Origin of the sequence: Nonomuraea sp. NPDC049028, assembly GCF_043197735.1 — a bacterium.
Taxonomy (GTDB): domain Bacteria; phylum Actinomycetota; class Actinomycetes; order Streptosporangiales; family Streptosporangiaceae; genus Nonomuraea.
Map to the genome: position 1 here is coordinate 291,993 of NZ_JBICTR010000005.1, position 11,892 is coordinate 303,884.

10 protein-coding genes, 1 pseudogene and 1 riboswitch are annotated in these 11,892 nt (G+C 67.4%); of the genes and pseudogenes, 8 read left to right on the forward strand and 3 right to left on the reverse strand.

The genetic code is table 11. The features are described from left to right. Window positions 1–88: 88 nt before the first annotated feature. Together ACGFJ2_RS20910 and ACGFJ2_RS20915 are read left to right on the forward strand one after the other, a co-directional pair. Entirely contained in the window at window positions 89–2,611 is a 2,523-nt protein-coding gene (locus ACGFJ2_RS20910; RefSeq protein WP_393470554.1) for an L-aspartate oxidase, read from the forward strand. Between the two features lie 3 nt (window positions 2,612–2,614). After that, window positions 2,615–3,397, forward strand: a complete 783-nt coding sequence (locus ACGFJ2_RS20915) for a type III pantothenate kinase (protein ID WP_357938804.1) — start codon at window positions 2,615–2,617, stop codon at window positions 3,395–3,397. 64 nt (window positions 3,398–3,461) lie between these two features. On the opposite strand, the gene ACGFJ2_RS20920 is transcribed toward ACGFJ2_RS20915, so the two are convergent. Further along, entirely contained in the window at window positions 3,462–3,932 is a 471-nt protein-coding gene (locus tag ACGFJ2_RS20920) for a hypothetical protein (protein ID WP_357938806.1), read from the reverse strand. Between the two features lie 147 nt (window positions 3,933–4,079). Here ACGFJ2_RS20920 and lysX point away from each other — a divergent pair, with 147 nt between their 5' ends. Both lysX and ACGFJ2_RS20930 read left to right on the forward strand, forming a co-directional pair. Continuing rightward, window positions 4,080–5,561 (forward strand): bifunctional lysylphosphatidylglycerol synthetase/lysine--tRNA ligase LysX, encoded by a 1,482-nt coding sequence (lysX, locus tag ACGFJ2_RS20925; RefSeq protein ID WP_357938808.1) that lies wholly within the window; start codon window positions 4,080–4,082, stop codon window positions 5,559–5,561. 577 nt (window positions 5,562–6,138) lie between these two features. After that, window positions 6,139–6,351, forward strand: coding sequence for a LuxR C-terminal-related transcriptional regulator (locus ACGFJ2_RS20930; RefSeq protein WP_357653940.1), 213 nt, complete (start codon window positions 6,139–6,141; stop codon window positions 6,349–6,351). A gap of 63 nt (window positions 6,352–6,414) precedes the next feature. Here the strand turns inward: ACGFJ2_RS20930 and ACGFJ2_RS20935 are convergent, their stop codons facing one another. After that, complete coding sequence (locus ACGFJ2_RS20935) at window positions 6,415–7,458, reverse strand: C40 family peptidase (RefSeq protein ID WP_358176185.1); 1,044 nt, start codon at window positions 7,456–7,458, stop codon at window positions 6,415–6,417. Between the two features lie 5 nt (window positions 7,459–7,463). Next, a riboswitch (cyclic di-AMP (ydaO/yuaA leader) is annotated at window positions 7,464–7,624 on the reverse strand. 288 nt (window positions 7,625–7,912) lie between these two features. On the opposite strand from ACGFJ2_RS20935, the gene ACGFJ2_RS20940 reads away from it, so the two are divergent. Next, window positions 7,913–8,470, forward strand: a complete 558-nt coding sequence (locus ACGFJ2_RS20940) for an amino-acid N-acetyltransferase (RefSeq protein WP_357653942.1) — start codon at window positions 7,913–7,915, stop codon at window positions 8,468–8,470. A gap of 22 nt (window positions 8,471–8,492) precedes the next feature. Here ACGFJ2_RS20940 and ACGFJ2_RS20945 read toward each other — a convergent pair whose 3' ends face one another. Continuing rightward, on the reverse strand, window positions 8,493–9,377 hold the full coding sequence (locus tag ACGFJ2_RS20945) for a hypothetical protein (RefSeq protein WP_393471440.1): 885 nt from the start codon (window positions 9,375–9,377) through the stop codon (window positions 8,493–8,495). Window positions 9,378–9,413: 36 nt separating this feature from the next. On the opposite strand from ACGFJ2_RS20945, the pseudogene ACGFJ2_RS20950 reads away from it, so the two are divergent. The 3 genes and pseudogenes from ACGFJ2_RS20950 to ACGFJ2_RS20960 form a co-directional block, all read left to right on the forward strand. Beyond that, a pseudogene (locus ACGFJ2_RS20950) lies at window positions 9,414–9,893 on the forward strand (RDD family protein); the annotation flags it as partial. Between the two features lie 108 nt (window positions 9,894–10,001). Next, window positions 10,002–10,490 carry an RDD family protein gene (locus ACGFJ2_RS20955; RefSeq protein WP_357938812.1) on the forward strand — a complete coding sequence of 163 codons (489 nt, stop codon included), beginning with the start codon at window positions 10,002–10,004 and terminating at the stop codon, window positions 10,488–10,490. Between the two features lie 510 nt (window positions 10,491–11,000). Then, complete coding sequence (locus ACGFJ2_RS20960) at window positions 11,001–11,333, forward strand: Lsr2 family protein (RefSeq protein ID WP_357653944.1); 333 nt, start codon at window positions 11,001–11,003, stop codon at window positions 11,331–11,333. Window positions 11,334–11,892: the final 559 nt, after the last annotated feature.

Sequence of the window (11,892 nt, forward strand, 5' to 3'; positions counted from 1 at the left end):
CCTGGAGGACTGAGCCACCCCCCGGAGGCACCACCTTCGCCCGTGGGTTATCGTCATGTTGACGAAATCGCCTCAATGAGGAGACTCCATGAGTGCACCGGCGATTCCCCTCCGACTGACGGCCCCCGATCCCGGCTGGATCGCCGAGGCGGACGTGGTCGTCGTGGGCTCCGGCATCGCGGGGCTGACCGTGGCCCTGCGCTATGCCGAGCTGGATCCCGCGGCCAAGGTCCTCGTCGTCACCAAGGACGTACTCTCGTCCGGGTCGACCCGGTGGGCCCAGGGCGGGATCGCGGCGGTGCTCGACCCGCGCGACAGTCCCGACGAGCACCTGAGCGACACGCTGATCGCCGGAGTGGGCCTGTGCGACGTGCGGGCCGTACGGACGCTGGTGACCGAGGGGCCGGGCGCGCTGCGGCGGCTGATGGAGCGCGGCGCCCGGTTCGACCGGACCCCCGACGGCGAGCTCCAGCTCACCCGGGAAGGCGGCCACCGGCGCGACAGGATCGTGCACGCGGGCGGCGACGCCACCGGGGCCGAGGTGCAGCGGGCGCTGGCCGAGGCGGTCAGGGCGGGCGCGGTGGAGGTCATCGAGCACGCGCTGGTCCTCGACCTGCTGACGGACGCGCGCGGCCGGGCCAGGGGCGTGACACTGCACGTCATGGGCGAGGGTGCCCGCGACGGCGTGGGCGCGGTGCACGCGCGGGCGGTCGTGCTGGCCACCGGCGGCATGGGGCAGGTGTACGCGGCCACCACGAACCCCGTCGTCTCCACCGGCGACGGCGTCGCGCTCGCGCTCAGGGCGGGGGCCGTGGTACGCGACATCGAGTTCGTCCAGTTCCATCCCACGGTGCTGTGGCTCGGCGAGGAGTCGACCGGGCAGCAGCCGCTGATCTCCGAGGCGGTCAGGGGTGAGGGCGCCTTCCTGGTCGACCACGAGGGCCGCGCGTTCATGAACGGCGTGCACGAGCTGGCCGACCTGGCGCCGCGCGACGTCGTCGCCAAGGCCATCATGCGGACGATGCGCGAGAGCGGGCAGAGCCACGTCTTCCTCGATGGCCGCCACTTCGGCGCGGACCGGTGGAAGACCCGCTTCCCCACGATCTACGCGGTCTGCCGCGAGCACGGCATCGACCCGGCCACGGAGCCCATCCCCGTCGCCCCGGCCGCCCACTACGCCAGCGGCGGGGTCAGGACCGATCTGCACGGCCGTACCTCCATCGAGGGCCTGTACGCGTGCGGCGAGGTCGCGTGCACGGGCGTGCACGGCGCGAACAGGCTCGCGTCCAACTCGCTGCTGGAGGGCCTGGTCTTCGCCGAACGCATCGCCGCGGACATCCACGCGTCGGTGCAGCCGGAAGAGGTGCCGGGCGAGGTGGTCGCGAGCCGGGCGGCCACGGGCTTGGCCGACCCGCGGATCCGTACCAAGGTCCAGGCCCGCATGAGCGGGGGAGCGAGCGTGCTGCGCAGCCGCGAGTCGCTCGCGGAGACGGCGCGGGCGCTCCGCGACGCCCGCTGGACCCCGGTCCAGGTCCAGCCGTGTACGGAGTCGTGGGAGGCCACGAACTTGCTGACCGTCGCCACCGTGCTGGTCGGCGCCGCCCGGGCCCGGCTGGAGACCCGCGGCTCGCACTGGCGCGAGGACTTCCCCGACCGAGACGACAATGACTGGCTGGGCCACCTGGACGTGACCCTGACCGAGGAGGGGCCCCAGATGACGTACACGCCGCACGGCGACACCACGCCGCCGCGACTGGCGCAGGAGCTCGCCGCCGCCGGGCTGGATCCGGCGGAGATCGACGCCTTGATCGACCGGGCGCTCGCCGAGGACCTGCAGGAGGCGGGCGACGTGACGAGCCTGGCCACCATTCCGGCGGAGCAGCGCGCGGTCGCGGACGTGGTGGCCCGCAAGGACGGCATCGTCGCCGGGCTGGCCGTGGCCGAGGCGGTGTTCGTCCGGCTGGGCGCGGCCCGTACGGAGCGGCGGGCCAAGGACGGCGAGCGCGTCCGGGCGGGCGACGTACTGATGACCGTGGAGGGCCCGGTCAGGGGCCTGCTGACGGCGGAGCGCACCGCGCTCAACCTGCTCACGCACCTGTCCGGCATCGCGACACTGACCGGCAGGTGGGTCGAGGCGGTCAGCGGCACCCGGGCGAGGGTGCGTGACAGCCGCAAGACGCTGCCCGGACTGCGGGCGCTGGAGAAGTACGCGGTGCGCTGCGGCGGCGGCGTCAACCACCGGATGTCCCTGTCGGACGCGGCGCTGATCAAGGACAACCACGTGGTGGCCGCCGGCGGCGTGGCCGAGGCGTTCCGCGCGGTGAGAGAGCGCTATCCGGAGCTGCCGATCGAGGTGGAGGTGGACCGGATCGACCAGCTCGGCCCGGTGCTCGAAGAAGGCGCCGAGGAGATCCTTCTCGACAACTTCACGGTCGAGGAGACCGCCCAAGCCGTCCACATCGTGAGAAATCGGGCGAAGCTTGAGGCTAGTGGAGGGTTGACCTTGGAATCGGCCCGTGCTGTGGCCGAAACTGGCGTTGACTACCTTGCGGTGGGAGCGCTCACGCACTCGGCGCCGGCCCTCGACATCGCACTGGATCTACGGGGGTAATCGATGCTGCTAACGATCGACGTCGGCAACACGCACACGGTGCTCGGCCTGTTCGAGGGCGAGGAAGTCATCGAGCACTGGCGGCTGGCCACGGACGCCCGCCGCACCGCCGACGAGATCGCGGTCGTGCTCCAAGGGCTGCTCGCCCAGTCTCCATTGCTCAAGGGAGCCGATGTCAGCGGCATCGCGATCTGCTCGACCGTGCCGAGTGTGCTCAACGAGATGCGCGAGATGTGCCGCCGCTACTACGGCGACGTGACCGCGGTGATCGTGGAGCCGGGCATACGTACCGGCGTGCCCGTCCGCATGGACAACCCCAAGGAGGTCGGCAGCGACCGCATCGTCAACGCACTGGCGGCCATCGACCAGTACGGCGGCCCCTGCGTCATCGTCGACTTCGGCACCGCGACCTCGTTCGACGCGGTGTCGGCCAAGGGCGAGTACATCGGCGCGGTCACCGCGCCCGGCATCGAGATCTCCGTCGACGCCCTGGCGGCGGCGGGCGCCCAGCTGCACAAGGTGGAGCTGGTCAGGCCGCGCTCGGTCATCGCCAAGAACACCGTCGAGGCGCTCCAGGCCGGCATCATCTACGGCTTCGCGGGCCAGGTCGACGGCATCGTGGAGCGGATGACGGCCGAACTGGCCGACGACCCCGACGAGGTGACCGTGGTGGCCACCGGCGGGCACGCGGCGCTGGTGGTGGGCGAGTCACGCTCGATCGACGTGCACGAGCCGTGGCTGACGCTCATCGGCCTGCGGCTGATCTACAACCGGAACACGACATGAACAAGCGGCCCCCCGCTCGGGTGAGGGGGCCGCTTGCGTTCGTGGACTGTCGCTACCTGGCCGGTTACTCGGAGTCGCCGGTGTACAGGTCGCTCCAGCTGCCGCAGTTGCGCGGGTAGGAGCCGTGGAGGTCGATCTGGCAGACCTTCACGCGGAGGCTGGAGACGTCGTCGCTGTCGAAGGAGAAGCGCTTGAAGGCCGGGTAGCCGCAGTACTTCTTGGTGTAGACCGTCGACCAGTTGTCGTCGAAGTCGCTGGCCTGGAACTTCACGTACGCGCACTTGCCGCCCTCGTCGTAGCTGCGGTGGTCCAGGTCCCAGAGCTTGCCCTTGACGGTGATCGTGTTCGACTCGTGGTCGTCGTCGTTCCAGTCCACACTGACCCAGCCGGAGGCCTTGGCCTGGTAGTGCTGCGAGTAAACCGGGCCCCAGGAGTCGGAGTCCGCGGTGCTGGCGCTGGCGGCCGAGGGCAGCGCTAAGGCCAGCGCGCTCGTGGCGGCGACGGCGGCGAGGCCGGTCGCGAGCTTCTTCATCATGATCTCTCCTTGAGCTCCCCCTGGGCCGGCGCCTTGCCGGTTCCCCCCTGAGCTCGATGTGTCATTGGTACGGGAGAGCTCTTGCAGTCACCCTGCAGAGAGGTGACGAGCCCTTGCAGTTCGCCATATCCCCTACTCTTTGATGCTGTGAGCGACGAACTTCCCGAGCAGATGCGCATCCGGAGGGAGAAGCTCGACCGCCTTCGCAGTGAGGGCGTCGATCCTTACCCGGTGACCTTTCCCCGCACGGCGACCAACGCGGAGGTCAGGGAGAAATACCAGGCCCTCGACCCGGACACCGCGACCGGTGACAAGGTCGGCGTCGCGGGCCGCGTCATGCTCAACCGCGTGGGCGGCAAGCTCTGCTTCGCCACACTCCGCGACGGCAGCGGCGACCTGCAGGTGATGATCTCGCTCGACAAGGTCGGCGAGGAGTCGCTGGCGGCCTGGAAGCGCGACGTCGACCTGGGCGACCACGTGGGTGTGGAGGGCGAGGTCATCACCTCCCGCCGCGGCGAGCTGTCGATCCTGGCCGACCGCTGGCAGATCACCGCCAAGTGCCTGCGCCCGCTGCCGGAGAAGCACGTCGGCCTCACCGACCCCGAGGCCCGCGTACGCCAGCGCTACGTCGACCTCATCGTCAACGACGAGGCCCGGGAGATGGCCCGCGTCCGCAGCGCCACGGTGCGCGCGGTGCGCGACTTCTGGCACGAGGAGGGCTACCTCGAGGTCGAGACGCCCATGCTGCAGCCGATCCACGGCGGCGCGGCGGCCCGGCCGTTCAAGACCCACATCAACGCGTACAACATGGAGCTCTACCTTCGCATCGCGATCGAGCTCTACCTGAAGCGGCTCGTGGTCGGCGGCATCGAGAAGGTCTTCGAGATCAACCGCAACTTCCGCAACGAGGGCGCGGACTCCACGCACAACCCCGAGTTCACCATGATCGAGGCGTACGGCACCTACCTCGACTACAACGACATGGCCGACCTGACCCAGCGGATGTACCAGAAGGCCGTCGTGGCCGCTCTGGGCACCTCTGTGGTCGTCCACGACGGCGTCGAGGTGGACCTGGGCATCCCCGAGTGGCCGCGCATCACCCTGTACGGGGCGGTGTCCGAGGCGCTCGGCGAGGAGATCACCACGGAGACCCCGCTGGAGCAGGTCCGGAAACTCGCCGACGGGCGTGAGATCCACTGGGACCCGAAGTGGGGCCAGGGCAAGCTCGTCCAGGAGATCTTCGAGGCCCTCGTCGAGCACACGCTCATCCAGCCGACGTTCGTCATGGACTACCCGCTGGAGACCTCCCCGCTGACCCGCCAGCACCGCGACAACCCGCTGCTGACCGAGAAGTGGGACCTCATCGGGTTCGGCACCGAGCTGGGCACCGCCTACTCCGAGCTCGTCGACCCGGTCGAGCAGCGCCGGCGCCTGGTGGAGCAGTCGCTGCTGGCCGCCGGGGGCGACCCGGAGGCCATGCAGCTGGACGAGGACTTCCTGCAGGCGCTGGAGTACGCCATGCCGCCCACGGGTGGCATGGGGGCCGGGATCGACCGGATGATCATGGCTTTCACCGGCAAGAGCATCCGGGAAACGATCTTGTTCCCACTGGTCAAGCCGACCCACTGACCCGGCTGCCGCCGAAGAGTGTCGGCCCGGCTCCCACGCCGGGCCGTACCGGCCGCTGTCGGGTTGACAGCGGCCCGATCTCCTGCGGCGAGTAGGAGAACGCGGGCGGCGGCGTTCGCCAGTCCCTTAACGCGGGGAGCGGGCATCTCCCGGCCGCCTGCGCCGAGTGGCTTCTCCCTCTGGCGCATGAACCGTTCATGGTCTTTGGCGGGCGCTGCTGACCCGGCGGCGCGGGGGTACAAAAGACTGCCCTAAGCAGCCACATTTCCGATATTTCGCATATTGAATGCGAAGAATATTCGCGTTTTACGGATTCGGCGCTCAGCAGGTTCGCGGCGCTCTTGGGGAGCGGGCTGGAGCCGTTGTAAGGGCGCCTGTGATCCCTCATCGGGCCCCGAAGTGTGCCGACATATGGCGAGTACTTCACATACAGCCGATCATGTCAATGGCGATGGTCAGAGGGCGGTATCCGCTGGCTTGACGACCTTTCCAGAATGCGTTTACCGTCTGCGAGACGAGCTGCAGCTCTGCTCGGACATAGACGTCTCGAGTTCTGCTGTTGGGGGGAGGGCTCCCGATGTATGTGCTCACTGAGAGCGTCGAGCTTAGCCACGCGGATCTGGCGTTGCTGGCGGAGCTTGCCAAGGGGGTCACGGTTGATCGGGTTGGCAGACGACTGGATATCAGTGGACGCACGGTACGCCGGAGACTTCGGGGTATCTGCGACCGCATCGGCGTCGCCACCGCGATCGAGGCCGTGGCCTGGGCCGCCCGCCGCCAGCTCATCTGACCGTTCGACCGGCCCAGCCGCCCGGGCCCCAGCTGTCAGAGTGCTTGTCGTGGTGTCCGGAGGTCAGTCGGCGATGCGTACGGCGCCCGCGAACGGGCGGCGGGCGATGGACGCGATGCGTACGACGTCGCCGGTCTGCGGCGCGTGGACCATCATGCCGCCGCCGATGTAGATGCCGACGTGGTGCAGGTCACCATAGAAGAAGACCAGGTCGCCGGCGCGCAGCTCCTCCTTGGAGATGTGCCGTCCGGCCGTCCACTGGTCGCCGGTGTAGTGCGGCAGTGAGATGCCCACCCGCTGGTAGGCCGCCATCACGAGGCCGGAGCAGTCGTACGAGGTCGGCCCCTCGGCGCCCCAGACGTACGGCTTGAGCTGCTGCGTGAGCGCCCACCTGGCGGCCGTGGCGGCCTTGCCGGCGCCGATGACCGGCAGGTCGACCCGCGTGGCCCGGGTGCCGGGACGGCCCGCCTCGCCGATCGCCCGCTTGAAGAGACTGCTCTCGACCTTGGCGACGAGCTTGGTGATCTTGTCGCGCTTGGTGCCGAGGCCCTCGACGATCTTCTCGACCTCGTCGATGCGCGTCTTGGCGCTGGCCCTTGCCTGCTCGGCGGCCTGCCTGGCCGTGGTCACCTGGTTGACCTCGAAGCCCTGCTGCTGCTCCAGCGCGTAAGTGGTGGCCGCCCGGTCGAGGAAGCTCTCGGGGTCGTCGGAGGTGCCGAATGCCAGCGCCTGGCCGAAGCCGCCGTTGATGTAGGCGTTCTGGGCCAGCAGCGCGGCCTTGGCGCGCTTCGCGGCCAGATCGGCCTCACTGGTGGACAGCGTCTTCTTGGCCGCCTCAGCCGACTTCTTGGCGGTCTTGAGCTTCTCCCGCTGGCCGTTGAACTCCTCGCTCAGCGTCTCGATCTGGGTGTGGAGCTCCTCGGCCTGCTTGGACAGGTCCTTCAGCGAGGGCTTGGGATCGGCGACGGCGGAGCCGACGGGTACGGCGAAGAGGAGGGTGGCGATGGTCGCCGCGATGACACCCAACCGGGTGGGGATCTTCCGGAGCTCAGAAGGGCGGGCCTGAGCGCCCGCCGGCTTCGTCTCGCGATCGCGGGTCTGCTTCACCAACCAGCTCCTCTCATCGGCGCCTACCGGGTTAGCTGACGGGTTCGGGCCGGAGCAGCCCTACCGAACGACTCGCTCGGATTCACCCCATGGGTGGTGGCGTCGGGATGAGGTCGCCACCGGCGGGTCCCCGGCTCCCCTTACGGGGATTGGGCGCGTCTCCACGCTGGCTCGCGTGGGTGACATCGTCGCTGGACACTAGTGCACTCCGGGTTCGTGCTCAACCAGAACTGCCAAGTCTGTAGAGGTTTCACAACCGAAGGGTCACGAGGTGATCTCGTGCTTGCCGGTGCAGGACAAACTTTATGTCCTTTTTGCACCAAGTTCGTCAAGGCATGGAAGCCTGAGGGCCAAGGGATCCCTCATCGTGCTCGATCAACCACGAGATGTCATGAGATGGGAGAGACGTCAGAGTTACGGGGAGGCCGTAATCGGATCTGTACGCTGGAGACCCATGGAGCAGGTCGCCGAAGTGACAGTCCCGGACACGGAAGTCGTCGTCCGGCGTGCTCGCACGCCGGATGTCAGGACGATCCGTCTCCTGGTCGACACCTACGCGGGCGCCGGGCCCCGGCTTCTGGAGAAGGCCACCGTCACTCTGTACGAGGACGTGCAGGAGTTCTGGATCGCCGAGCGCGGCGGCCAAGTGGTCGGCTGTGGCGCGCTGCACGTGCTTTGGGAGGATCTCGCGGAGATTCGCACGGTGGCCGTTGATCCGGAGTTCCGAGGCTTCGGAATCGGGCACCGGATCGTCTCTTCCTTGATCAAAACGGCCCGGGAACTCGGCCTGCGCCGGGTTTTCTGTCTGACTTTTGAGGTGGATTTTTTCGCGAGGCATGGATTCCGCCCCGTACAGGGCACTCCGGTCTCACCCGAGGTCTATGCGGAGCTGCTGGCCTCGTACGACGAGGGTGTCGCCGAGTTCCTCGACCTCGAACACGTCAAGCCCAACACCCTGGGGAACACCCGCATGCTTCTCCACCTGACATCGGGTGACGCGGACCTTGACTAATGGGAAAGGTGATTGTTGATACCTATGTCGATACGTTGGGCAGCACAGGCATGTGTCCTGACACGTGCCACATGCGCACTCGAAGCGAGGTGACACGGTGAGCACCGGACAGCCGCCGTATCCACAGGACGAATCCGGCGAGAACTCTGCGCCTGGCGGATCTGAATACGGACATCACAACACGGGCCGTCCCTATGGCGAGCCCGACCCGGATGCGACGGTCGTTGGCTACCGGGCGGACGACGCCTACGGTCAGCAACCCAACTATGGGCAGCAGCAGCCGGGCTACGGCCAACAGCCGCAGTACGGTCAGCAGCAGCCGGGCTACGGCCAGCAGCCGCAGCAACCGCAGTACGGACAACAGCCGCAGTACGGGCAGCAGCCCGGCTACGGTCAGCAACCGGACTACGGCCAGCAGCCCGGCTACGGTCAGCAACCCGGATACGGTCAGCAGCAGGCTTCGGGTCAGCAACCCGAGTACGGCCAGCCCAACTACGGTCAGCAGCCGCAATCGCAACCCGGTTACGGTCAGCAACCGCAATCCCAGCCTGGATACGGCCAGCAGCCCGGTTACGGGCAGCAGCAGCCGTCCCAGCCGGGCTACGGGCAGCAGCAGCCGTCGCAACCCGGCTACGGCCAGCAGCAGTACGGCCAGCAGCCACCGTCGGGCCAGCAGCCCGGCTATGGCCAGCAGCCCAATTACGGCCAGCAGCCCGGTTACGGGCAGCAGCAGCCGTCCCAGCCGGGCTATGGCCAGCAGCAGCCGTCGCAACCCGGCTACGGCCAGCAGCAGTACGGCCAGCCGGACTACGGTCAGCAGCAGCAGTACGGCCAGCCCGGCTACGGTCAGCAGCCCCAGTACGGCCAGCAGCCCGGCTACGGGCAGCCGCAGCCGCACGGGGTCCAACCGCCCGGCGCCCCGGCCCCGCTCGCCGAGTGGTGGCAGCGGCTCGTGGCGAGGATCATCGACGGTGTCATCTTCGGCATCGCGAACTGGGTGATCGGTCTCGTTTTCGGGGCCATCCTGCTCGCCGGCTACAACTCCGCGACCGGCGTCACGACCGGCCTGATGGGCCCGACGCTCTACGGCATCGTGGTGGCCATCGTGATGACGGCGGTGTACGTCGCCTACGAGTTCTTCATGACCAAGATGAGCGGCCAGACGGTCGGCAAGATGGTCATGGGGATCAAGATCGTGCCCACGGGCACCATGCTGCCTCCGGGCGGCCTGCCCAACGACGTGGCGCTCAAGCGGGCCGGTGGCACCTGGGGTGGATACATCCTCGGCGTCATCCCGTTCGTCGGGTCGCTGCTCGGCGGGATCGTCGTCGCGCTGAACGGTGCCTCCCAGCTCTGGGACAAGCCGCTGCAGCAGACGTTCGCCGACAAGTTCAGCAACACGGTGGTTGTGAAGATCAAGTAGTCTTCGCGGACGCGAAACAGAGGCTGGCCAGCGGTCAGCCTCTGTTTTGTATGTGCGGGCGGCAGCAAAATGGGTAGCGGTCGGTTCGCCGAAGGGGCGAGGTGGGTTATGACCGGGTTGCCGCCGTGGAGTGACGCCGTCCCCGCGGAATGGTGGGAACGCCTGGCCGCCCGGCTCATTGAAGCCCTCGTCTTCGGTGTCTTCTATTACATTCTGTTCGTCGCGCTGTGGGGTGGCTTCCGAACTGTCGGGTTGCTGGAGGCGTTCGACAGCCGGTTGCCCGGCGTGTTCGCCTGGCTGCTCGGTGGGCTGGGATATACGGTCTATGACTGGGCCGCGCATTCCATGAGCGGCCGTACGTTCGGCAAGGCGATCATGAGGATTCGCCTCGAACCGAGCGGCCTTCGGCGCGGTGCTCTGCTGAAACGAGCCCTGGTCTATCCGGGAGCGGCGATGGTCATGGGCATTCCGGTGCTCAATGTGCTGGCCGGAATCTTCGTCTTCGGCGTCGGGATCCTCATCTTGATCGACAAGCCGCTGCAGCGTGGGCCGCACGACCGGCTCGCCGGAACGCGGGTGATCAAAGATCTCCGCTGAGCCTTGTGGGCCTGGACAGAAGTCTTTCCGCAAAATTTTCGCTTGATCCGGTAAGGAGCCTGGAGAGACTGGCATTAGGCTATGGGGCGTCCGGGTTGCCGGATGTTGGCGCACATGGCACATGGACGGCATCCGTGTACCACTATGGTCGGGTGCGGGCGGTTGTCCACCTCGTGAGGCATGAGGGGCGCTCATGCCCAGGCCGCTTGTGGATAAAGCGCCCATCGAAACCCCCGTCCGCTGTGGAGGCGAGGACGAATGCAGGCCCTTACCGACGTATTGTCAGCGCTGATCCCACCGGTGGTGGTGGGCGCCGCCTTCATCTTTGGCGTAGTGAAGTTGGTCCGATCCGAGGCCGCCGGACGCCGTCCAAACCCCCAGGATCAGGCCGAGAACCACAACTGAGCCGCCGCTCAGCAGAATCTCTGTAGCGCTGAATTGTCTCCGCGCCTTTCCGGGTATATGTTTGCCCTGGCGAATGAAACAATGCTCCGCGAAAGGATTGCGTAGATGGCCAAGCAGATCCAGGAGATTCTCATCGATGACCTCGATGGGGGCGAGGCCAATGAGACGGTCAGCTTCGCTATTGACGGCTCCTCCTATGAGATTGACCTGAGCGACCTTAACGCCAAGAAGCTGAGGGACGCGCTCACGCCTTTCGTACAGCACGCTCGTCGGTCCGGTGCCGTGACCACGCGTCGGCGCGGTCGCGGCGGGCAGCGTGCGATGAGCCGCGAGAAGAGCTCGGAGATCCGGCAGTGGGCCAAGGCTCACGGTCTGCCGGTGAGCGAGCGTGGCCGAATCGCCTCTACCGTGGTGGAGAAGTACGAACAAGCTCACTAGAGAGCCATCTCCTGACCATGCGCTTATGCCGCTCGCCTAAGAACCCCGGCGAACGCCATAAGCGCATGATCATTTATAGCTGCTTCTCAAATGCTGGACGGTTCGTGACGGCGATCTTCTAATCGCCCATATGTGATCATTTTGGGCTGCCCGCTCGGTCGATTCCGGGCGGTTTTCTGGCATGGTGCGTTCCAGCCCCGGTGTGGGCTCCCCGGTGCGGCGACGCTCTGGATCGGTAACCGCGATGGCCCGGATCGGTAACCTCGCTGACCGGACCGGCGATTTCGTGGCCGCGTGTGCCGTGCCGGGATCGGGATTTCGCGGCCTGCCGGGTGCCGTGGCACGATCGAGATTCCGCGACCCGCGGGTGCCGTACCACGATCGATTGGCGGCGGGCGCGCTTCCTTACATAGGATGTTTGCGTATGGCTCACGGATCAGGCATGGGCGATGCGCGGGCGGGCTCTCTCCCCGGCACCGGCCGCAAGCCGATCCATGTTGATCTGCCGGCGCCGTGGCGACCAATTCCAGGCGCTTCACGGAAGCGTCCTAAACATCGT

Coding starts and splice junctions, on each gene's coding strand:
- ACGFJ2_RS20955 (WP_357938812.1), top strand. CDS start 10,002: ATGACCGGGTTGCCGCCGTGGAGTGACGCCGTCCCCGCGGAATGGTGG.
- ACGFJ2_RS20920 (WP_357938806.1), bottom strand. CDS start 3,932: ATGATGAAGAAGCTCGCGACCGGCCTCGCCGCCGTCGCCGCCACGAGC.
- ACGFJ2_RS20940 (WP_357653942.1), top strand. CDS start 7,913: ATGGAGCAGGTCGCCGAAGTGACAGTCCCGGACACGGAAGTCGTCGTC.
- ACGFJ2_RS20960 (WP_357653944.1), top strand. CDS start 11,001: ATGGCCAAGCAGATCCAGGAGATTCTCATCGATGACCTCGATGGGGGC.
- ACGFJ2_RS20910 (WP_393470554.1), top strand. CDS start 89: ATGAGTGCACCGGCGATTCCCCTCCGACTGACGGCCCCCGATCCCGGC.
- ACGFJ2_RS20915 (WP_357938804.1), top strand. CDS start 2,615: ATGCTGCTAACGATCGACGTCGGCAACACGCACACGGTGCTCGGCCTG.
- ACGFJ2_RS20930 (WP_357653940.1), top strand. CDS start 6,139: ATGTATGTGCTCACTGAGAGCGTCGAGCTTAGCCACGCGGATCTGGCG.